The organism is Brevundimonas guildfordensis, from assembly GCF_014836405.1.
Classification (GTDB): domain Bacteria; phylum Pseudomonadota; class Alphaproteobacteria; order Caulobacterales; family Caulobacteraceae; genus Brevundimonas; species Brevundimonas guildfordensis.
On sequence record NZ_JACSQU010000002.1, the window covers coordinates 80,321 to 100,279 of the forward strand.

Genomic DNA, 19,959 nt, shown 5'->3' on the forward strand with positions numbered 1-19,959 from the left:
TTCATCGCCATTCTTCTCGCTACGGGAGGAAGGTCGATGGAACTGTTGCTGTTCGTGGCTGCTCTGTCGTTGGCGACGGGGGTGGCCGGCATCCGGCTTTCTTTCCGGGCGCATCGCCGCATCGCTGCGGTGCAGCGGGTCCATGACGGCGAACTGGGCGGGGCTCGTCGCCGTCTCGTCGATCTGGAAACGGCGCTGGCCGAGGCAGACGCAGCCCGCCTGCGCGCCGTCGAAGACGCCTTTCAGGGGCGTCGCCGCCACGCCGATTTGATCCGCGTCGTGAGCCGGCAAATGCGGACCCCGCTGGAAGGCGTGCTCGGATTTTCCGACCTGATCCGCGTGAACGCGGGCGGCGAACCGCTGAGCCACCGCCAGCGGCAGGCCGCCGAACGCATCGGCGAAGCCGCCACGCGCCTGCTCACCCTGGTCGAGGGGATGAGCGCGCTGGCCGAGGCGGAGCGGCCGGCCACGGCGCCGCCTCAAAGCGTCGATCCTCTGCTGGTTGCGCATCGCGTCTGCCAGTCGCTGGCGGCGGAAGCGGCGGCCGCGCAGGTGATCCTCGAGCCGCCAGAGCCGCAGGCGGGCCTGACCGTCGCAGCGGACTCCGAACGCTTGCAGCGCGTCTTCGTCGGCGTGATCGCGCTCGCCGTCGGGCGTTGCCCCGCTGGAGGGGCGGTCACCTTCGACGCGCGCCGTCTCGGCGGCGACGTCCAGGTGACGGTCCGCGATAGTGGTCCCGACCTGACGGCCGCGCAGCTTGAAGCCTTGTTTCAACCCCTAGACGCCCCGGCCATCGCCGCCGTTCGTGAGGAAGGCGGTCGCGCGCTCTGGCCGGGACTGGCCGCCGCGCAGCGGCTGCTGCAGGCCATGCAGGGGCGGCTCGAAGCGACGAACGTTGAGGGGCGCGGCGTGGCCTTCATCATCAGCCTGCCCGCAGCCGGCGCCGCGGGGGCTGTTACCCCGGATGCGGCCCGCCTGCTGCCGGAACTGCAGCGTTTTCCGCACGGCGTGGTCCTGTATGTCGCCAGGGACCCGGCGGCAGTCGCTCTGATGCGACGCCTGGTGCAGGACTTCGCCGGCCTGCAGCTTCACGTCGCGGCCTGTGCGACGAACGGGTTGACGCTGGCGCGCGACCTGCGGCCGGACGTGGTCGTGTTCGACCTGGATCTGGCGGATGACCGCGGAGCGGCCTTCGTGGCGGAGCTGCGCTCGGACCCGGCTATGCAGCGGATTCCCGTGCTGGGCGTCAGCTCCGACACCGACATCGACAGCGTCGAGGGCGTGGCGGAACTGCTCCAGCGACCGGTCTCCGTCAAGGCATTGGCCGAGGCGTTGAAGCGCGCTCTCAGCCGACCGGCCCTGGCGCGCGCGGCGTCATAAGTCGCGGCTCAGGGTTGACGCGGCGGGCTGCGGCGGCTTCCTAGGGCGTAGGGGCTTCGATCCCGTTGCTAAGGGAAACCCGCTATGCCGCGCTCGCCGATCCATTCCCGCCGGCCAAGCCGAATCCAAACGGGTCTGATGGCGCTGTCGCTGTCGGCGGCGCTCGCCGCGTGCGCCACGCCGTTTGCGCCTCCCCCGCCGCCGCCTCCGCCGCCTTCGCCGCCCGTCCCGGCCGTCCCTGACGCACCGACCGGAGCCGTGCTGGCCGATTGGCGCGGCGTCATAACGGCTGCCGACCGCGATCGCTATCAACGCCGCGCCGCCGCCTGGTCGCTGGCTTTGGAGCAGGCCAAGCGTCAGACCGGGTCTGGCGACCTTATGGCGGTCGGTGACTTGATCGACCCAGGCGCGGCGCTGCCGGGCGTAGCCCCGCCCGAGGGGGCCTATCGCTGCCGAACGATCAAGCTGGGCTCTCAGGGCGGCGAGGGCGGCCTGGGCTACGTCGTTTACGGCTGGTTCGCCTGTCGTATCGACAACACCGCCTTCGGGCTGAAGCTGACCAAGCTCAGCGGCTCGCAGCGCCAGGCGGGTCTGCTGTTCCCCGAGAACGATCGCGAGATGGTCTTCCTCGGCTCGATGGCCCTGGCCTCGGAACCGGCCGCGCGCGCCTATGGCCAGCGGCCTGAGCGCGACATGGTTTCGGTGCTGGAACGGATCGGCGACCGCCGCTGGAGACTGGTGACGCCCTGGCCTGCGCTGGAGTCCAATTTGGACATTCTCGAACTGGTCCCGGCGCCGGCCTCGACGTCCACGCGCAGACGGTAGATCACAAAGCTTGACTGGCGGCGGCCCCCGCCGCCACCTTGCCCTCTCTTTGCTTAACTTCAGGACAAGCCCATGCGCGGCGTCGGCCTCACGCTCGGATCCATCATCGCCATCGCCGTTGTTCTGGCGGTCGTGCTGATCGGCTTCCCTACCTACAACGTCTATTCCAAGCAGATGGCCGGCAAGGCCGCCTATGAAGAGGCGGTCCAGAACCGCCGCATCCGCGTGCTGGAAGCCCAGGCCGCCCTGGACTCGGCCAAGCTGACCGCCGCCGCCGAGATCGAGCGCGCCAAGGGCGCCAACGAAGCGAACCGCATCATGGCCGAGGCGCTGGGCGGCCCCGAGGCCTATCTGCGCTGGTCCTACATCAACATGCTGCAGGAGACGGCCGGCAAGGAAGGCCGCCAGACCATCTACATCCCGACCGAGGCGGGCATGCCGATCCTCGAGGCGGGGCAGCGTCCCGCGGCGCGCTAAGCCACAGCGACGAAATGAAGAAGGGGCGGCCCGTCGGACCGCCCCTTTTTGCTGCCTTCAGACCCGCGTCAGCCGCAGGTCCTGATAGTCGTACGAGAAGTCGATGTCGGGCGACACGCCCTTGACCGTGGCGGTCGCGGGCTTGGCCGTGGCGATCGCAAAGGTGATGAAGGCGTCCTCGTCGCGCTTGTCGGGGAAGCGGGTGCGGAAGGTCTCGCCGTCATAGGGCTCCAGCCAGCCCTGCAGCGCCGGGGTGTGGGTGAAGCGCAGCCACAGGCCGGACTTGCGGTTGCGGCCGCGCCCTTCGGTCTTCGGCTCGATGACGATGTCGCCGTACCAGGGATCGCGCCAGGTCCCGGCGTAGGCCTCCAGCGGCAGGGAGGGGGCGGCGCCGGCCGCCTGCTTGGCGTCGATTTCGACGGCGGCCTTCAGCGACTTCTCGGTTCCCTCGGCCTCGCGTTTCTTGGAGTCGGCGATCCAGTCGACGTCGACCTTGTTCATGGCGATGTCGGACAGGCCCGAGCGCAGGGCGCGTAAGAGGAAGCTCTCCTCGGCGTTGGTGAAGACGGAAAAGCCGATCTTGCGGCCAGGGATCAGCACCGTGGCCGAGATGCCGCCCGGCGAGCCGCCGCCGTGCGTCACCAGCCGCTCGCCGCGATAGTCCTGCACCTGCAGCCCCATGGCGTAGGTCGAGGCCACCGCCCGGTTGGGCAGTTCGGCCGTCGGCCCGTTGGAGGAGGAGACGACGATGTTCGGCTTGACCATTTCGCGCGCGGCGGCTTCGGAGAACAGGCGCGAGCCGTCGGCCAGCTTGCCGTCGTTCAGGCGCACGGCGATCCATTTCGCCCAGTCGTGGGCGCTGGCGCAGATGCCGCCCGCGGCCGCCGCCGAATCCCAGTTCCAGACCTCGACGATGGAGTAGGCGATCTGGGTCATCGGCCCCTGATAGCGCAGGGGCGGGCCGACGCGGCCGTGGGGCAGGGCGGACTTCTTCGGATCGGCCAGACGGGCCAGGGGCACGCTCTCGCTCATGCCTACCTTGTCGAAGATGCGGGTCTGGACGAAGTCCTCCCACGAGAGGCCCGACACGGTCTCGATCACGGCGCCGGCCACCACGAACATCAGGTTGCAGTAGTGGTAGTCCTCGCGGAAGCCGTCCTCGATCGGCACGAAGGCGGCCTGGGCCAAGACCTCGGCGCGGGTCCGGTCGCTGTTGGGCCAGAACAGCAGGTCGCCGGCGCCCAGACCGAAGCCGGCGCGGTGGCTCAGCGTGTCGCGCACCGTGATCCGCTCGCCGACCATCGGGTCCGACAGGGTGAAGCCGGGCAGATAGGTCTTGATCGGCTCGTCCCACTTCACCTTGCCCTCATCGACCAGGATGGCCAGGCAGGCGGCGGTGACGTTCTTGGAGTTGGAGGCGATGGCGAACAGGGTGTGTTCGTCGACGGGCTCGGCCTTGCCCTGACGCCGCACGCCATAGCCCTTGGCCAGCACCGTCTTGCCGTCGCGCACCAGCGCCAGCGACACGGCGGGCTGGTCCGGCCAGGCTTCCATACAGCGTTTGATCCAGACGTCGGCGGCGGCCGCGACCTCTTCGTCGGTGCGCGTATCGGCGCTGGTCTGGGCCCAGCCGGTCGCGGGCAGGGCCGCGCCCGTGGCGGCGACGGCGGAGGAAATCAACGCCGCGCGGCGCGACAGGCGGATGGACATCAAGGACGCTCCCGAAGACTGAGCGGCGACGCTACCGCCGCCCGTCTCCGGGGCCAAGGGGGAGTCTGACCTAGGCGGCAAGCCGCCAGCGTTGCAGGTGCTCCAGCACGTCGGCGACGATCTGGGCGCGGGTGAAGCCGGTGACGTCGCGCGGGCGGGCGCCGTCGCCGGTCACCGCGCTCATCCGCCATTCCAGCGGACGGCGGCCTTCCGGCGTGTCCAGGGCGGTCAAGGCCGGACGCGGCCGCGCGCGCACGCCCAGCCGATAGAGGAAATCGCGGCCGTTGGCGTGCTCGACCCTCAGCCAGACGCCATTGTCGTCGGTCTGGACCTCGCAGTTCTCCAGGCCCTCGGCGGCGAGAGCGTCGCGCACCTCCGCCAGGGCCGGCGCGCCGTGGCGCTCCATCTCGCGGGCGATGTCGGCGCGGCTGGCGGGGGCCAACATGCGCTTGAGCCGTTCGCGCAGGGGCGCGCCTTCGACCTCGACCGCCTCGCCCTTGAGGTCGGCGTTCATCTGTCGGCTGAGGCCGAAGCACAGCAGCAGCATGATGATGGCGAACGGCAGGGCGGCCACCAGGGTGGCGGCCTGCAAGGCCGCCAACCCGCCGGCCAGCAGCAGAAGCGCCGCCGCCAGCGCCTGTAACCCGCACCAGTAAAGCCGCTGCCAGCGCGGCGTATCCTCGGCCCCGCCCGAGGCCAGGGTGTCGATGACGAGCGAGCCCGAGTCCGCTGAGGTGACGAAGAAGACCGCCACCAGGGCGATCGCCAGGGTGGAGGTGAGCGCCGGGGCCGGAAGATACTCGAGGAAGCGGAACAGGGCTGTCGACAGATCGGCCTGCACGGCGTCCGAGATTGCTCCCGCTGCAAGGCCGAGATCCAGGTTCATCGCCGTATTGCCGAAGACGGTCATCCACAGGAAGGTGAAGCCTGACGGCACCAGCAGCACGCCGATGATGAACTCGCGGACCGTGCGACCGCGCGAGATGCGGGCGATGAACATGCCGACGAACGGCGACCAGGCGATCCACCAGGCCCAGTAGAACAGCGTCCAGTCCGCCATCCACGCGCGTGGCTCATAGGCGTAAAGGGTGAAGGTGCGCATGAAGAAGTGGTCGAGGTAGAGCCCGAAATTCTGCACATAGGCCTGCAGCAGGAACAGGGTCGGCCCGGCGATCAGCACAAACAGCATCAGGCAGACGGCTAGGATCAGGTTCAGCTCCGACAGCCGCCGCACGCCGCGCTCGACGCCCGACAGGACGGACAGGGTGGCGGCGCTCATGACCACGGCGATCAGGATCACCTGCACCACCACGGTGTTGGGCAGGCCGAACACATAGTTCAGCCCTGACGTCATCTGCGCCACCCCGAACCCCAGCGAGGTGGCGATGCCGAACAGAGTGCCGCAGATGGCGAAGATGTCGACCGCATCGCCGAGCGGCCCGTTGATGCGCTTGCCCAGCAGCGGATAGAGGCCGGAGCGCATGGTCAGAGGCAGACCTTTGCGGTGCGAGAAATAGGCCAGGCTCAGCCCCACCACCGCATAGATGGCCCAGGCGTGGACCCCCCAGTGGGTGTAGGTGATGACCATGGCTTCGCGCGCGGCCTCGACGGTCCCAGGGGCGGCCTCGGGCGGAGCGATGTAGTGCTGCACCGGCTCGGCCACGGCGAAGTACATCAGCCCGATGCCCATTCCCGCCGCGAAAAGCATGGCCAGCCAGGAGACGTAGGGAAAGTCCGGATCGGCGTCGTCAGGGCCCAGTTTCAGCCGACCGGTCGGCCCGATGGCCAGCACCGTCACAAACAGCAGGAAACCGGCGACTGACGCCACGTAGAACCAGCCGAAGGTGTCGATCACCCAGGCCTGGGCGCGCCCGAACAAGAGGTCGGACGTGGCCGGCGCGACCAGGGCGAGCAGCAGCAGTCCGCCCGCGATACCGCTGGCGCCCCAGAAGACTCGCGGGTTCATCTTGGTGGTCAACATGGGGGCCAAGCGCCCGGCGAAGCTTATTGTTCCCGTCGCGCCGAGCGCCGGTTAAGTCGCCCCCGCGCGCGGGGGCGGGTGTGGAAGGCTCAGGCCCCCTGCGGTCCGAACACCTCGACCCCGACGCGGCCGTCGGTCGCCAGCCAGGCGCGCTTCATGCCCTGGCTGTTGTAGGGGGCGGCGATGTTTCCGTTGCGGTCCAAAGCGATCAGGCCGCCGTCCCCGCCCAGGGCGCCGATGCGGTCGATCACGCTCTGCGAAGCTTCGCTCAGCGACTGACCGGCGGCGACGCCGAAGGCGGTGCGGGCGGCGGCGGCGACGCGGATGAAATACTCGCCCTGGCCGGTGCAGGAGACGGCGGCGTGCTCGTCGGCCCAGGTTCCGGCGGCGGGGATGGGGGTGTCGCCGACGCGGCCCGGCACCTTGCCGAACACGCCCGCGGTCGAGGTGGCGGCGGCCAGGCGGCCCTGGCTGTCCAGCACGCAGCAGCCCACGGTGCCGTGGCTCAGCATGCTGGGCGGATGGTTGTCCTCGCCCTTGCCGGCGCCGGTGAACCAGGCGGCGGGGTCCTCTACGCGGGTCAGGCCCTGTTCGGCGGCGAAGCGGGCGGCGCCGCTTCCGGCCAGCATGACGTGGGGGGTGCGGTCCATCACCGCCCGGGCGGCGACGACCGGGTTGCGGAAGCCCTGCAGGGCGGCGACGGCCCCGGCCTTGCCGGTCGCGCCGTCCATCAGGCTGGCGTCCAGCTCAAATTCGCCCGCCAGATTGGGCGAGGCGCCGCGCCCGGCGACATAGAGGCCCGAGTCCTCCAGCATGACCACCGCCTCGACCGCCACGTCCAGCGCCGAGGCTCCGGCGTCCAGCCGCGCCTTCATCGCCTCGACGACTTCGCGCATGTTGACGACCTCGGCGTCGTAGTTGCGCTCGCGCCGCGCGCCGGCGCCGCCGTGAAGGATGAGGGCGGGTTTCGCCATGATCGTCTCCTCAGAACCTGTTCGGCCTCTTTGCATCGGGCCGCAGGCTGATTAGCGTCACCGGCGTGTCGGCGCCATGGCCGGCGGGGGTGGCTGAAGAGAGTTCCTAATGCGCGCAGTCCTGTCCAAGGCCCCCGGCGGCCCGGAAACGCTCGTCGTCGAGGAGGTCATGGACCCCACGCCCGGACCGGGCGAGGTGGTGATCGAGGTCAAGGCCGTGGGCGTCAACTATCCCGACGCCCTGATCATCGCCGACAAATACCAGTTCAGGCCCGAGCGCCCCTTCGCGCCGGGGGCCGAGGTCGCAGGCGTGGTCGATGCGGTTGGCGAAGGCGTGAAGGGCGTCTTCCGGGGCGACCGCGTCGTCGCCGTGCCCGGCTGGGGCGGCATGGTCGAGCGGCTGAAGGTCAGGGCCGAGACCCTGATCCCCATCCCTGACGGCATGGACTATGAGACGGCCGCCGCCTTCATCATGACCTATGGCACCAGTTATTACGCGCTGAAGGACCGGGCGAACCTGCAGCCGGGCGAGACCTTGCTGGTGCTGGGCGCGGCGGGCGGCGTCGGCGCCGCCGCCGTCGAGCTGGGCAAGGCGATGGGCGCGCGTGTGGTCGCCGCCGCCTCGACCAATGACAAGGTGGAGTTCGCGCTGGAGCTGGGGGCCGACAACGGCCTGATCTATCCCACCGGCCCGATGGACAAGGCGGCCCAGAAGGCGCTGTCGGGCGAGTTCAAGCTGTCGACCGGCCGCGACGGCGCCGATGTGGTCTTCGACGGCGTCGGCGGCGACTACGCCGAGCCGGCGCTGCGGGCCATGGACTGGAACGGCCGCTATCTGGTGGTCGGATTCCCGGCGGGGATTCCGTCCCTGCCGCTGAACCTAACTTTGCTGAAGTCGGTGTCGGTGGTCGGCGTCTTTTGGGGCGCCGCCGTCGCCCGCGAGCCCAAGGCAAACGCCGCCAACATGGCCGAGCTGATGCAACTGTGGAAAGACGGCAAGATTCGGCCCCGCATCAGCCGAACCTTCCCTTTGGAACGCGCCCACGAAGCCATTCAGACGCTTAGCGAGCGCACCGCCGTCGGCAAGATCGTCGTGAAGGTGGAAGACTAGGCCTAGTCTTCCTCGTCCCGTAGCCGCTTCAGCGCCTGCGCCGCCTGATCGTGATGGCGCGGCTTAAGGTGAGCGCCCAAGGTGGCCAGCACCGCCGCAATCACCGCCGCGTCGTCGGTGAAGCCGATGCCGGCGAAGATGTCGGGAATGGCGTCCACCGGCATGACGAAATAGGCCAGTGCCCCCAGGATCAGCCCTTTGGCCGCCAGCGGGGTCTTGGGGTCCTGAGCCGCGTACCAGGCGGCGACCGCCTGCTGGGCGAAGGGGATGCGGGCGGCGGTGCGCCGCATTTTGGGCCAGAAGCCTTTGCGCACGCGCAACTCGTTCACCTTCTGCACGGCGGGAACCAGGGCCTTGTCAGGATTGATGGCGTCATCAGGCGACATTCCGTTGGTCTTTGCGGTCATGGCCGCTAAATCCTCGCACGAGCACTCGGTTCAATCGAATATAGGACGACTTCCATGAAACTCGACGCTTCGATCGCGGCGGTGGTGACCGGCGGGGCCTCGGGCCTCGGCGAGGGCACGGCGCGCGCCCTGGCCGCCAAGGGCGTCAAGGTCGCCCTTTTCGACCTGAACGAAGAACGCGGCGAGGTCATCGCCCAGGAAATCGGCGGCGTCTTCTGCAAGGTCGACGTGACCTCGGACGAGAGCGTCGCCGCCGGCTTCGCCAAGGCCCGCGCCGCCCACGGCCAGGAGCGCCTGACCGTCAACTGCGCCGGCATCGCCACCGGCCAGAAGACCGTCAGCCGCAAGAAGGACACCGGCGAGATCCGCGCCCACGACATGGCCCAGTTCGAGCGCACCGTCTCGATCAACCTGTTCGGGACCTTCCGCGTCCTGTCGCAGTCGGCGGCGGGCATGGTGACGGCGGAGCCGATGGAAGACGGCGAGCGCGGCCTGATCGTCAACACCGCCTCGGTCGCGGCGCAGGACGGCCAGATCGGCCAGGCGGCCTATTCGGCCTCCAAGGGCGGCGTCTACGCCATGACTCTGCCGGTGGCGCGTGACCTGATGAACGAGGGCGTGCGGGTCAACACCATCCTGCCCGGCATCATGTGGACGCCGATGATGGCCGGCATGGATCAGAAGGTGCAGGACGCCCTGGCGGCCATGATCCCCTTCCCCAAGCGCCTGGGCACGCCGGCCGACTACGCCGCCCTGGCCCTGCACCTGGCCGAGAACACCTACATCAACGGCGAGTGCATCCGTCTGGACGGGGCTATACGCCTCGCCCCTCGCTAAGCGAGGCGCTGAAGGCTGCTAACGCTCGCCGCGCGGCGGCTCGCTGCTTGAGCGGGCAGGGCGCATAAGGGGCTGACGGCTCTGTTTTGAAACGGCCTCCTTGGCGTCCTTGCGGACGTTTCGGGGGCCGTTTTCGTGTGAAGTTTCAGGGCCGTTCGAAAAAAATCGACGGATTGGACGAAAATCGAAAAAGGGGCTTGCGCGATCCGAAGCCGGTCCGCTATACGCCCCTTCCTCGACGGGGAGCAGCACACCGCTCCCAACGGAGTGCGGGCGTAGCTCAGGGGTAGAGCATCACCTTGCCAAGGTGAGGGTCGGGCGTTCGAATCGCCTCGCCCGCTCCAGTCGAAAACGGAAAACGGGGTCCGGCCGCAAGGTCGGGCCCCGTTTCCTTTTGCGCGATCGTCTTGTGACGAATGGTCCGAGTCGGGACCAACTGTCGCGGTTCCGTGTTCCGTCCGCAGATTCCTTTTCTTCAAACCGTCGTGGCCGCGTCTTCGCGGCGCATTAGCCATCCCCGCAGACCCGGATCGCCAGAAACGGCGCCGGTCCTTCAGGGATTTGGACATGAAGCTCGGACTTCTTCTCAGCGCGGCGAGCCTGCCGCTGGTTTTCGCCGTGGCCGCCCAGGCTGCCGATGTCGCGGTCGCGGCTGACGCGGCGCCGGCTTTCGCGTCCGCCCCGGCGGGCGACGGCCTGATCGGCCGCGTCGTCAATGCGGACGGCTCGCCCCTTCCCGGCGCCGAGATCATCGACCGCGTCAGCGGCCGCCGCGCCGTCGCCGACAGCCAGGGCGAGTTCAACCTGGGCGGCGTCTCAGGTCAGGTGACGCTGGAGGCGCGCTACATCGGCCTGCCGAGCGCGACCCAGAGCGTCGCTGTCGCCCCGGGCCGGCTGACGTCGGTCACCGTCATGATGGGCTCGGGCGCGGCGACGGCCGTTGCCGACGTCATCGTCAACGGGGTCATCACCGAGGGCGTCGCCCGCTCGCTGAACCAGCAGAAGAACGCCGACGGCGTGATCAACGTCCTGTCGGCCGACGCGATCGGCCGCTACCCCGACCCGAACGTGGCCGAATCCCTGCAGCGCGTTCCCGGCATCGCCATCCAGCGCGACCAGGGCGAGGGCCGCTACATCAACGTGCGCGGCGCGCCGTCGGCCTTCACCGCCGTATCGGTGGACGGCGTGACGATTCCGGCCGTCGATCCGGGCACGCGCGCGGTCGACCTGGACACCCTGCCCAGCGACATCGTCTCCAACATCGAGATCTCCAAGACCCTGCTGCCGAGCCAGGATGCCGACTCCATCGCCGGCGCGGTCAACATCAAGACCCGTTCGCCCTTCGACCAGCGTCGCCTGGCCGTCAGCGGCTATGCCGGCGGCAGCTACAACGACTACGGCGGCGAGGACATCCGCGCCGGCGCCACGGCGTCGAACGTGTTCGGCGCGGATCAGACCTTCGGCGGCCTGCTGTCCTACTCCTACTCCAAGACCAACCGCCGTCCCGACAACGTCGAGTCCGGCTGGACCAAGATGGAGACGCCCGAAGGCGGCGAGGTGTTCGCCCTCGAGGAAAGCCTGTTCAAGGATTACGACACCGAGCGCACGCGCCAGTCGATCAACGGCTCGCTGGAGTTCCGTCCGTCTGACGCCTATCGCGCCTGGATCCGCGGCTCGTTCGCCCAGTTCGAGGACGACGAATACCGCAACCAGCTGCTGCTGACCTATGACGAGGACGAGCTGCAGGCCGGGGCGACCGATCGCAAGGCGACCTTCGACAACGTCACGGTCGAGCGTCAGCTGCGTCACCGCACCCAGAAGAACGAAATCCTGACCCTGACGACCGGCGCCGAGCGCATCTTCGCCAACGGCGCCGTCTGGGACGCCGCCCTGTCCTGGGCCAGCAGCGAGCAGACCTATCCGAACCGCAACGAGCTGCTGTTCCGCTCACGGGCGAACCCGTCGGTCACCTACGACTTCACCGGCGACCACTACGAGCCGACCTATTCGATCTTCACGACCGGCGAGCACATGGATGCGGCGCAGTACCGCTTCCGCGAGAACGCCTTCCGCTCCAGCACCACGGAGCAGGAAGAGCTGACCTTCCAGACCAACTTCGAACTGCCCTCGGTCATCGGCGGGCGCGAAGTCACCTGGAAGTTCGGCGGCAAATACCGCACCCGCGACATCTCTGCCGACGAGGATCGCTTCCGCAGTCGCGACGCCGCCCACGCCCCGTCGCAGCCGTACGCCGACCTGCTGACGGACACGGACTCGCGCAACTACGGCTATCTGCTGGGCAGGAAGTTCAACAACGGCCTCGTGGACGACTATTTCGGCCAGATGCGCCCGCTGTCGCCGCTCCGTCCGGCGGACTCGATCGCGGCGGACTATACGGCGCAGGAAGACATTCTGTCGGCCTACGCCCAGGGCCGCCTCGACATCGGCGCGACCAACATCGTTTTCGGCCTGCGCGTCGAGAACACCCAGTTCGAGGGCGAGGCCGCCAGCCTGATCGATAACGACGGCACCCGGCCCTATGACATGGCGCGGGTCGACCGCGACGACACCGAGTTCTTCCCGAACCTGACGGTGCGCCACAGCTTCTCGGACAATCTGATCGGCCGCTTCGCTCTGACGCGCTCGATCTCGCGCCCCGAGTTCAATCAGATCGTCCCGCGCCGCATCGAGGAGACGGACGGCACGGACATCTCCTATGAGATCGGCAACCCCGACCTGCAGCCGACACTGTCGAACAACGTCGACTTCGGCCTGGAGTATTATTTCGCCTCGCTGGGCGTCGTGTCGGCTAACGCCTTCTACAAGGACCTCACCGACTATCGCTACATCCTCAAGTACGAGGATACGGTGACCATCGACGGCAACGCGTTCGACGCCGAGTTCGAGACGCCGATCAACGCGCCGAACGGTCACCTGATGGGGCTGGAGCTGAACTGGCAGCAGAAGTTCAGCTTCCTGCCGGGCTGGGCCTCGGGCTTCGGCGTGTTCGCCAACTACACCTGGACCGACGCGGAGATCGAAACGGCCCAGGCTTATGGCGGCCGCAACAAGTTCTCCCTGCCGGGCCAGTCGGAGAACAACTACAACCTCGCCCTCTTCTACGAGATGGCCGGCTTCAGCGCGCGCCTCAGCTACACCAAGCGCAGCGACTATCTGGAAGAGATCAACGCCGATGATCCGGACTTCGACCTGTTCGTCGAGGGCCGCGAGCAGCTGGACTTCACCGCCTCCTACGACTTTGGCAGCGGGATCGAGGTGTTCGGCGAGGCCAAGAACCTGACCGACTCCGCCGGCGTCAAATACTACGGCGCGCGCGATCGCACGTATGAGTACGAGAAGTTCGGCTACAACGTCTTCATGGGCGTGCGCTTCAAATACTGATCGGCTCCCTAGGGCTGATAAGGAAGGCCGGGCGGCGACGCCCGGCCTTTTGCGTCGGTCCGGCATGGCCCCCGAAAGCATCCGGGCCTATATGGACCGTGGCGGTTGACCCCGCCGGGGTCGGCGCTAGTGTCCGCGCCGCTTCATTTTTCAGCGCCTGCCTGGCGCCCGAACAAGTCAGAGGACCTCATGGCCGACGCCGCTTCCCAGACCTACGACGTGGTGATCATCGGGGGCGGGCCGGGCGGCTACAACGCCGCCATCCGCGCCGGCCAGCTGGGCCTGAAGGCCGCCCTGGTCGAGAAGCGCGCCACGCTGGGCGGCACCTGCCTGAACGTCGGCTGCATGCCGTCGAAGGCCCTGCTGCACGCCTCGGAGCTGTACGAGGCCGCCAACGTCGAATTCGCCGGCATCGGCATCGAGGTGAAGCCCAAGCTGAACCTGACCCAGATGCACAAGGCCAAGGACGACAGCGTCGAAGCCCTGACCAAGGGCATCGAATTCCTGATGAAGAAGAACAAGGTCGACGTGGTGAAGGGCTTCGGCCGCATCGCCGGCGCCGGCAAGGTCGAGGTCGAAGCCGAGGGCGGCGCCAAGACCACGCTCGCAACCAAGAACATCATCATCGCCACCGGCTCCGAGCCGACCCCGCTGCCGGGCGTCGCCTTCGAGGACGGCAAGGTCATCGACTCGACCGGCGCCCTGTTCCTGCCCAAGGTGCCCAAGCATCTGATCGTCATCGGCGCGGGCGTCATCGGCCTCGAGCTCGGCTCGGTCTGGCGTCGTCTGGGCGCCCAGGTCACGGTCGTCGAGTTCCTCGACAAGGTCGGTGCGGGCATGGACGGCGAAGTCGCCACCGCCTTCCAGCGCGGCCTGACCAAGCAGGGCATGACCTTCCGCATGGGCACCAAGGTCACCGGCGCCCAGACCTCCAAGGACGGCGTTGAACTGACGCTGGAACCGGCCAAGGGCGGCGCGGCCGAGACGCTGAAGGGCGACGTGGTGCTGGTCGCCATCGGCCGCCGTCCCTACACGCAGGGCCTGGGGCTGGAGACGGTCGGCGTCACGCCGGACGCGCGCGGCTTCATCGCCAACGACCACTTCAAGACCTCGGCGCCGGGCGTCTGGGTCATCGGCGACGTGACGCACGGCCCGATGCTGGCCCACAAGGCCGAAGAAGACGCCGTGGCCGTGATCGAGCTGATCGCGGGCAAGCCGGGCCACGTCGACTACGACCTGGTGCCGTCGGTCATCTACACCGGTCCGGAAGTGGCCTGGGTCGGCAAGACCGAAGAGGCGCTGAAGGCCGCCGGCGTCAACTACAAGAAGGGCAAATTCCCCTTCGCCGCCAACAGCCGCGCCAAGATCAACCACGAGACCGACGGCTTCGTGAAGGTCCTGGCCGACGCCGCGACCGACAAGGTCCTGGGCGTCCACATCTACGGCCCGCAAGCCGGCGAACTGATCGGCGAGGCCTGCATGACCATGGCCTTCGGCGGCTCGTCCGAGGACATCGCCCGCACCTGCCACCCGCACCCGACCCGCTCGGAAGCCTTCCGTCAGGCGGCCATGGGCGTCGAAGGCTGGACGATGCAGGCGTAAGCCTAACCGTCAGTTCGACATCAGAACGGCGCGTCCCGCAGGGGGCGCGCCGTTTTTCTTAGCGGGTCAGCGATCTGGCGCGGGTCGGATCCGATGCGCGAGATGGGCGCGTTCGTCCGCAGACGAAAACACCACCGACAGGACGACCCCGACCGCCACGCCGATCAGGGTCTCCACGATGCGCTCGGACGCCATCTCGGGACCGAGCGCGCGGGCCGCGCCGAGATAGGTCATCAGCAGGGCCATCGGCGTCACCAGGACTTGGCCGAAGGCGTAGTTGAACCCGATCACCACCTCGGTGAGCAGTTGCAGCGCGGCCAGCACGGCGATCAGCACCCAGACGGACGGGTCCTGCAGAAGCAGCAGCCAGGCCAGCAGAGCGCCGATCGTCGTGCCCCCCATACGCTGCAGGGCGCGGTTCATGACGATGTGGAGCTGGGGCCCCTGCATGACCGCCAGCGCCCCCATGGCGGCCCAGGCCGGGTGCTGGCCGTCGAGCGCCAGACTGACCACGATGGCGAGGCCGGCCCCGGCCACGGTGCGCCCGGCCGCGATCAGGCGGCTTCGAAGCGGCGGCAGGGGATCCTCGAGCCTATCGCCTGCGGGCGGGGGAACATGGCGACCGGCTTCGGTGACCAGGCAGACCAGCCAGGCGAGGGCGGCGACAATGGCTGTGGCCGCGGTTCGTTCGACGACCTGGCCCAGCGTAAGCTGGGGCGCCATGGCGGCGCTGGCGGCGAAGACGAAGATCAGGGCGCCGGGCGCGCCGAACCGGCCGAGGATGGTGACGAACAGGCAGACGCCGCACCAGATCGCCAACAGGGCCAGTTGCACGCCCTGCGGCGCACCCAGCCAGACGGCCATGGACATCAGCAGGACACTTGCGACCTGGAACAGGCCGCAGAGCAGCACCACGCTCTGGCGGCGGCCGGCGGGTGCAAAGCGGCCGAACAGGGCCACCAGCGCGCCTAGCGAGGCGAAGCCGATCAGATGCGCCCACGGCGACAGCACGACGATCGGCAAGGCGATGAGCACCGCCAAGGCGGCCTGCAGCCCGGCGAGCGTCGCATTGCGCAGCGACGCCTGGGGCGCCACGCTCAAGCTGTCTCTGAGTTGGACGGGGTGCAGCAGCAGGCGGGCGGCTTCCCTTCTCCGCGTCCGTCGCTCGGGCCGGGGATCGGTCGGAGTCACGCTGTCGCGCCTCCAAGGCTTTCGCGTTCCGCCATGCGACGCTCGATCGCGCCGAAACTCTCCAGCATGACGCCGAGATCCGCATCGGACAGGTCGACCAGCATGGCCGTTTCCGCAACTCTCAATTCGGCTTGGATTTCGCCCACCCGTTTCTCGCCCGCCTGGGTCAAATGAATGAGCCTGTTGCGCCCGTCGGCAGGGTCGCGGCGTCGCTCGATCAGGCCGTCGCGCTCGAGAATATCGAGCACCCGCACCAGGCTGGAGCCGTCCACGCCGACCAGAGCCGCCAACTCCTTTTGCGCCAGGCCGCCGCCGGTGGCGTCCAAGTGCACCAGCGGGCGCCAGGTGGCGTCGGTCAGGCCGGTTGTCGCCAGGTGCGCCTCAATCAACCGCCGCCAGCGACGGGCCAGCAAGGAGAATGTCACGCCGAAGCGAGCGCGCTCGGGGGATATCTTGATCATCCTAGAAGAATGGGATTTTTGATTTGAATTGCAAATCAAATCAAAAATCGATGCGGCCGTTCTCGTATTCTTGTCGAGCGTGACCATGTGAGGCTCATTCATCATTGCCTCGGAACGTCGCTATGGACCTTCAACTCACCGGTAAACGCGCATTGGTCTGCGGCGGCTCCAGCGGCCTTGGGCGCGCGGTGGCGACGGCCTTGGTCGCCGAAGGGGCGCACGTGGCCCTGCTGTCGCGCGATGCAGGCAAGCTTCAGACCGTCGCCGAAGAGCTGAACGCCATGGGGCCGGGCAGGGCGATCATCGCCCCGGCCGACTTGGCCGATCACGACGCCCTGCTGAAGGCGGTGGATTCCGCCGAGGCGGGTCTGGGCGGGCCCATCCAGATCCTGTTGAACAACACCGGCGGGCCCCCGCCGTCGGGTGTCGCGGGCCTCGACCCAGCCCTGTGGCGCGAGCAGTTCGAGGCCATGGTGCTGTCGGTCTTCCGTCTGACCGATCGGGTGATGCCGGGGATGCGCTCCATGGGCTGGGGCCGGGTGCTGAATGTGGCCTCAACCAGCGTGGTCGAGCCGATCGGCACGCTGGGCGTGTCCAACACCCTGCGCGCCTCGGTGGCGGCCTGGTCCAAGACTCTGGCCAGCGAGGTCGCGGCCAACGGGGTGACGGTCAACACCCTGTTGCCGGGTCGGATCGACACGCCGCGCATCGAGCGGCTGGACGCCGCCCGCGCCGCCGCCACCGGCGTTGAACCCGCGGAGGCTCGCGCGGAGTCGGTCAAGACCATCCCGGCCGGACGCATCGGCTCGCCCGAGGAATTCGGGGCCGTCGCCGCCTTCCTGGCCAGTCCGCTGGCCGGATACGTCACCGGCTCGTTGATCCGCGTCGACGGCGGGGCGGTCAGGGCGATCTGACGCTGGAGGGCGCCAACGTCTGCGGGGGAACCAAACCTTCGAATACGACCCGGGCGAGGCCGTAATCGAGAATGACGCGATTGAAGCGCGTCAGTGCGTCGGCGCCCAGGAGGAGCGCCGGACGGGCGATCAGGTCCAGCACTCCAAAGGCGTGCAGGTCGCCGAACAGGAGCGGGGTCTCGCCCAGATTATGCCGATGCAGCCGCAGATTACCGACCTTACCCGCCTGAACGAGCATTGACTGTCCGATGACGCCATACACCCGCACCGGCAGCCGCGAGGTGGCGCCCTGGACCGCATCCAGGGCGCGCATCAGCGCGAGATTACCGATCGAATACTGCGCTCCGGTGTCGATGAAAGCCGTGACGTTGATGCCGTCGACGGCGGCGCGCGTGATGAACAGGCGCTGGAACACGTCGGTGCGCGCCGTCGTCTCAACCTGCGGGATACGCGTGTTGCGACCGGTGTCGTAGAAGCGCGGACTATCGAGGCCCGAAGGAGCCAGGGAAACCCGACGTCGGCGATAGTCGAGCGTCAGCCTGAAACGGGCCAAGGCGTCCAGGCCCAGCAGGCCGTCTGCGGCCAGCAGACCGCGAGGAAAGACGGGCACGATCAGGTTGGCGAAGCGCCGCCCGGCGAAAGCCAACAGGGGCAGGCGCACCGTCGGCGCCAACTCGGCGGCAGTGATGCCGTGAACGCGCACCGGCTGGCCGGGCTGCAACTCCAGCGTCTGGGCCAGTTGATCGGAGATCGAGGTCCGTTCGGCGCCCGTGTCGATGACGAAGATAGCGCGGCGTCGTCCCAGATCGACCTGAACCCCGATGCGTGTCAGCAGATTGGTCAGCAGCCGTGGCGCTTCGAGGGGCGCTGGCGGTTCGACCTGAGCGGCTGTTAGCGACCAGGGCGTCGCGGACCAGGCGGCCGCCGCCAGCAAGAGATCGCGTCTCGCGGGCGCTGGCGATTGTGTGTCGGCCGATCTGCGCACGCGTGAACTCCCGTTCCGCGATCGATCCCCAAGGTGAATTCTGGCGCCTTTTTAATCGGCTGAAAAGTCCGCGCCCGGAGGGTCAGCCGCGCGGGTGCGCCTGGGCGTAGGCGGCCAGCAGGCGGGCGGCGTCGACCTGGGTGTATTTCTGCGTCGTCGACAGGCTGGCGTGGCCGAGCAACTCCTGGATCGAGCGCAGGTCGGCCCCCGCGCCGAGCAGGTGGGTGGCGAAGCTGTGCCGCAGCGCGTGGGGCGTGGCAGAGGCGGGCAGCCCGAGGCGCCCGCGTAGCCGCTGCACCGTCGCCTGCACATGGCGGGCGCTCAAGGGGCCGCCCCGCCGCGCGCGGAACAGGGCCTGCTCGGCGTCGATGACGAAGGGCTGCAGGGCCAGATAGGCGTCCGTCGCCTCGCGCACCTGGGGCAGGACGGGGACCATGCGCGTCTTGTCGCCCTTGCCGGTGATGCGAAGGCTGTCGGGCAGGGGGGCGTCCGACCGCTTCAGCGACAGGGCCTCGGAAATCCGCAGGCCGCAGCCGTAGAGCAGGGTCAGGACGGCCCGGTCGCGCGCGGCCTCCCACGGCTCCATGTCGGGATCGGCCTCGGGCTCGTGCAGCAGGCCCTTGGCCTGATCCTCGCTGACGGGACGGGGCAGGGAGGCCTTGACCTTGGGCCCCCGCACCAGGGCCAGTTGCGGCGTCGCCACGGCCAGGCGTCGGTCGAGAAAGGCATGAAAGCCCCGGATGGCGGCCAGCGTCTGGCTGAGCGAGCGGGCGTTCAGCGGGCGATCCCCGCTGCGGCGCTCGGCCAGATGGGCGCGCGCCTCGGCCGCCGTGACCGAGCCAAGATCAGCCGCGCTCTGCGGCCCGCCGCGATGGCGCTCCAGAAAGGCCAGGTACAGCCGCCCGATGTGGCCATAGGCCTCCACCGTGCGCGGCGACAGGCGCCGCTCATGGGCCAGATGCTCCAGCCAGGCGGCCAGAGCGTCCTGCGCGGTCAGGCTTCCAGCGGCCATCGCTCGGCCATGCGTTCGACGACGCGGGCGACGAAGGCCACAAGTTCGCAGCCCATGGCGGGGGTGAAGCCGTCGTCCTCGGCCGAGCCGAAGGCGCACAGGGCCGGACGGGGCAGGCTTTCGCCGGGCGCGTTCAGGCTCATCCGCACCAGGGCGACCGAGGCGACTTCGCCCTCGGAAGGGCCGAACAGGCTGAGGCCGGTGAAGTTGGGGCCGAGCCAGTGCAGGCCGTCTTCGCCCAGCAGGGCGTCGACGCGGCCCGGCTCCAGCGCCTTCCAGCCGAAGGGGACGGCGCCCGGCTTCTCGATCGCCACGGCGGCGCCGGCCAGGCCGAAGCGGCCTTGCGCGACGGCGTCCAGATGGCGCGCCAGTTCGGCGTGGGTGCGGGCTTCCATCAGATCCAGAGCGGCGACGTGGGTCTGGGTCTGGGCGGCGAAGTTGGCGCGGGCGATCTCTTCGATCAGCTTGCGCGCGCCCGCCTCGCGCTGGGCGACGGCCTCCAGCCGCGCCAGGGCGGCGCGGCCGAAGTCGACGACGTTGCGGCCGGTGGCGGCCAGGCCCAGCTCTTCCAGCAGGGCCCGGTCGTCCAGCAGGTGTTCGACGTGATGTTCCAGCCAGGCGCGCACCTGCGGCCAGTGCAGGCTGTTCGCCGGGTCGGCTGAGAGGTCCAGGGAAGTGCTCAAGCGGGAC

17 protein-coding genes and 1 tRNA gene are annotated in these 19,959 nt (G+C 68.8%); 9 read left to right on the top strand and 9 right to left on the bottom strand.

Annotation, left to right across the window (positions count from 1 at the left end; genetic code table 11):
- Positions 1-36 precede the first annotated feature (36 nt).
- From H9656_RS08795 to H9656_RS08805, 3 genes are all read left to right on the top strand, one after another.
- The gene (locus tag H9656_RS08795; protein ID WP_191743899.1) at positions 37-1,380 is read left to right on the top strand and encodes an ATP-binding response regulator; all 1,344 of its coding nucleotides are present in this window, start codon (positions 37-39) and stop codon (positions 1,378-1,380) included.
- Between the two features lie 138 nt (positions 1,381-1,518).
- Positions 1,519-2,205 carry a DUF4893 domain-containing protein gene (locus H9656_RS08800; protein ID WP_225212412.1) on the top strand — a complete coding sequence of 229 codons (687 nt, stop codon included), beginning with the start codon at positions 1,519-1,521 and terminating at the stop codon, positions 2,203-2,205.
- Between the two features lie 72 nt (positions 2,206-2,277).
- Entirely contained in the window at positions 2,278-2,682 is a 405-nt protein-coding gene (locus tag H9656_RS08805) for a hypothetical protein (RefSeq protein WP_125900338.1), read from the top strand.
- Between the two features lie 57 nt (positions 2,683-2,739).
- Here H9656_RS08805 and H9656_RS08810 read toward each other — a convergent pair whose 3' ends face one another.
- The 3 genes from H9656_RS08810 to H9656_RS08820 all read right to left on the bottom strand — a co-directional run bounded on the left by H9656_RS08810 (position 2,740) and on the right by H9656_RS08820 (position 7,347).
- On the bottom strand, positions 2,740-4,392 hold the full coding sequence (locus H9656_RS08810) for a serine hydrolase (protein WP_191743901.1): 1,653 nt from the start codon (positions 4,390-4,392) through the stop codon (positions 2,740-2,742).
- 70 nt (positions 4,393-4,462) lie between these two features.
- The gene (locus H9656_RS08815) at positions 4,463-6,373 is read right to left on the bottom strand and encodes a BCCT family transporter (RefSeq protein WP_191743902.1); all 1,911 of its coding nucleotides are present in this window, start codon (positions 6,371-6,373) and stop codon (positions 4,463-4,465) included.
- Positions 6,374-6,462: 89 nt separating this feature from the next.
- A complete protein-coding gene (locus H9656_RS08820) occupies positions 6,463-7,347 on the bottom strand; it encodes an isoaspartyl peptidase/L-asparaginase family protein (RefSeq protein ID WP_191743903.1) in 885 nt (294 codons plus the stop codon).
- Positions 7,348-7,456: 109 nt separating this feature from the next.
- On the opposite strand from H9656_RS08820, the gene H9656_RS08825 reads away from it, so the two are divergent.
- Positions 7,457-8,458, top strand: a complete 1,002-nt coding sequence (locus H9656_RS08825; RefSeq protein ID WP_191743904.1) for an NADPH:quinone oxidoreductase family protein — start codon at positions 7,457-7,459, stop codon at positions 8,456-8,458.
- A 2-nt stretch (positions 8,459-8,460) separates the two neighbouring features.
- Here H9656_RS08825 and H9656_RS08830 read toward each other — a convergent pair whose 3' ends face one another.
- A complete protein-coding gene (locus tag H9656_RS08830; protein ID WP_191743905.1) occupies positions 8,461-8,865 on the bottom strand; it encodes a YkvA family protein in 405 nt (134 codons plus the stop codon).
- A gap of 54 nt (positions 8,866-8,919) precedes the next feature.
- Between H9656_RS08830 and H9656_RS08835 the strand changes: the two genes are divergently transcribed.
- From H9656_RS08835 to lpdA, 4 genes are all read left to right on the top strand, one after another.
- Positions 8,920-9,702, top strand: coding sequence for an SDR family oxidoreductase (locus H9656_RS08835; RefSeq protein ID WP_191743906.1), 783 nt, complete (start codon positions 8,920-8,922; stop codon positions 9,700-9,702).
- 269 nt (positions 9,703-9,971) lie between these two features.
- A tRNA-Gly gene (locus H9656_RS08840) sits at positions 9,972-10,046 on the top strand.
- A 223-nt stretch (positions 10,047-10,269) separates the two neighbouring features.
- Positions 10,270-13,104 (top strand): TonB-dependent receptor, encoded by a 2,835-nt coding sequence (locus H9656_RS08845; RefSeq protein ID WP_191743907.1) that lies wholly within the window; start codon positions 10,270-10,272, stop codon positions 13,102-13,104.
- Positions 13,105-13,293: 189 nt separating this feature from the next.
- On the top strand, positions 13,294-14,706 hold the full coding sequence (gene lpdA, locus H9656_RS08850; protein ID WP_191743908.1) for a dihydrolipoyl dehydrogenase: 1,413 nt from the start codon (positions 13,294-13,296) through the stop codon (positions 14,704-14,706).
- A gap of 66 nt (positions 14,707-14,772) precedes the next feature.
- Here lpdA and H9656_RS08855 read toward each other — a convergent pair whose 3' ends face one another.
- Together H9656_RS08855 and H9656_RS08860 are read right to left on the bottom strand one after the other, a co-directional pair.
- Positions 14,773-15,801, bottom strand: a complete 1,029-nt coding sequence (locus H9656_RS08855; RefSeq protein WP_318240637.1) for an FUSC family protein — start codon at positions 15,799-15,801, stop codon at positions 14,773-14,775.
- A gap of 92 nt (positions 15,802-15,893) precedes the next feature.
- Positions 15,894-16,445 carry a MarR family winged helix-turn-helix transcriptional regulator gene (locus tag H9656_RS08860; protein ID WP_225212414.1) on the bottom strand — a complete coding sequence of 184 codons (552 nt, stop codon included), beginning with the start codon at positions 16,443-16,445 and terminating at the stop codon, positions 15,894-15,896.
- Positions 16,446-16,480: 35 nt separating this feature from the next.
- On the opposite strand from H9656_RS08860, the gene H9656_RS08865 reads away from it, so the two are divergent.
- Positions 16,481-17,272, top strand: a complete 792-nt coding sequence (locus H9656_RS08865; RefSeq protein WP_191743910.1) for an SDR family oxidoreductase — start codon at positions 16,481-16,483, stop codon at positions 17,270-17,272.
- Here H9656_RS08865 and H9656_RS08870 read toward each other — a convergent pair.
- The 3 genes from H9656_RS08870 to H9656_RS08880 form a co-directional block, all read right to left on the bottom strand.
- The gene (locus tag H9656_RS08870; RefSeq protein WP_191743911.1) at positions 17,259-18,206 is read right to left on the bottom strand and encodes an aspartyl protease family protein; all 948 of its coding nucleotides are present in this window, start codon (positions 18,204-18,206) and stop codon (positions 17,259-17,261) included. The genes H9656_RS08865 and H9656_RS08870 overlap by 14 nt on opposite strands.
- Before the next feature lie 133 nt (positions 18,207-18,339).
- Positions 18,340-19,269 (bottom strand): tyrosine recombinase XerC, encoded by a 930-nt coding sequence (locus H9656_RS08875; RefSeq protein ID WP_191743912.1) that lies wholly within the window; start codon positions 19,267-19,269, stop codon positions 18,340-18,342.
- The gene (locus H9656_RS08880; RefSeq protein ID WP_191743913.1) at positions 19,251-19,952 is read right to left on the bottom strand and encodes a DUF484 family protein; all 702 of its coding nucleotides are present in this window, start codon (positions 19,950-19,952) and stop codon (positions 19,251-19,253) included. The genes H9656_RS08875 and H9656_RS08880 overlap by 19 nt, the downstream gene beginning before the upstream one ends.
- Positions 19,953-19,959 lie beyond the last annotated feature (7 nt).

Excerpts from the sequence above, each read along its gene's own strand:
- H9656_RS08795 (WP_191743899.1), top strand. The coding sequence starts at position 37 with ATGGAACTGTTGCTGTTCGTGGCTGCTCTGTCGTTGGCGACGGGGGTG.
- H9656_RS08800 (WP_225212412.1), top strand. The coding sequence starts at position 1,519 with ATGGCGCTGTCGCTGTCGGCGGCGCTCGCCGCGTGCGCCACGCCGTTT.
- H9656_RS08805 (WP_125900338.1), top strand. The coding sequence starts at position 2,278 with ATGCGCGGCGTCGGCCTCACGCTCGGATCCATCATCGCCATCGCCGTT.
- H9656_RS08810 (WP_191743901.1), bottom strand. The coding sequence starts at position 4,392 with ATGTCCATCCGCCTGTCGCGCCGCGCGGCGTTGATTTCCTCCGCCGTC.
- H9656_RS08815 (WP_191743902.1), bottom strand. The coding sequence starts at position 6,373 with ATGTTGACCACCAAGATGAACCCGCGAGTCTTCTGGGGCGCCAGCGGT.
- H9656_RS08820 (WP_191743903.1), bottom strand. The coding sequence starts at position 7,347 with ATGGCGAAACCCGCCCTCATCCTTCACGGCGGCGCCGGCGCGCGGCGC.
- H9656_RS08825 (WP_191743904.1), top strand. The coding sequence starts at position 7,457 with ATGCGCGCAGTCCTGTCCAAGGCCCCCGGCGGCCCGGAAACGCTCGTC.
- H9656_RS08830 (WP_191743905.1), bottom strand. The coding sequence starts at position 8,865 with ATGACCGCAAAGACCAACGGAATGTCGCCTGATGACGCCATCAATCCT.
- H9656_RS08835 (WP_191743906.1), top strand. The coding sequence starts at position 8,920 with ATGAAACTCGACGCTTCGATCGCGGCGGTGGTGACCGGCGGGGCCTCG.
- H9656_RS08845 (WP_191743907.1), top strand. The coding sequence starts at position 10,270 with ATGAAGCTCGGACTTCTTCTCAGCGCGGCGAGCCTGCCGCTGGTTTTC.
- lpdA (WP_191743908.1), top strand. The coding sequence starts at position 13,294 with ATGGCCGACGCCGCTTCCCAGACCTACGACGTGGTGATCATCGGGGGC.
- H9656_RS08860 (WP_225212414.1), bottom strand. The coding sequence starts at position 16,445 with ATGGTCACGCTCGACAAGAATACGAGAACGGCCGCATCGATTTTTGAT.
- H9656_RS08865 (WP_191743910.1), top strand. The coding sequence starts at position 16,481 with ATGGACCTTCAACTCACCGGTAAACGCGCATTGGTCTGCGGCGGCTCC.
- H9656_RS08875 (WP_191743912.1), bottom strand. The coding sequence starts at position 19,269 with ATGGCCGCTGGAAGCCTGACCGCGCAGGACGCTCTGGCCGCCTGGCTG.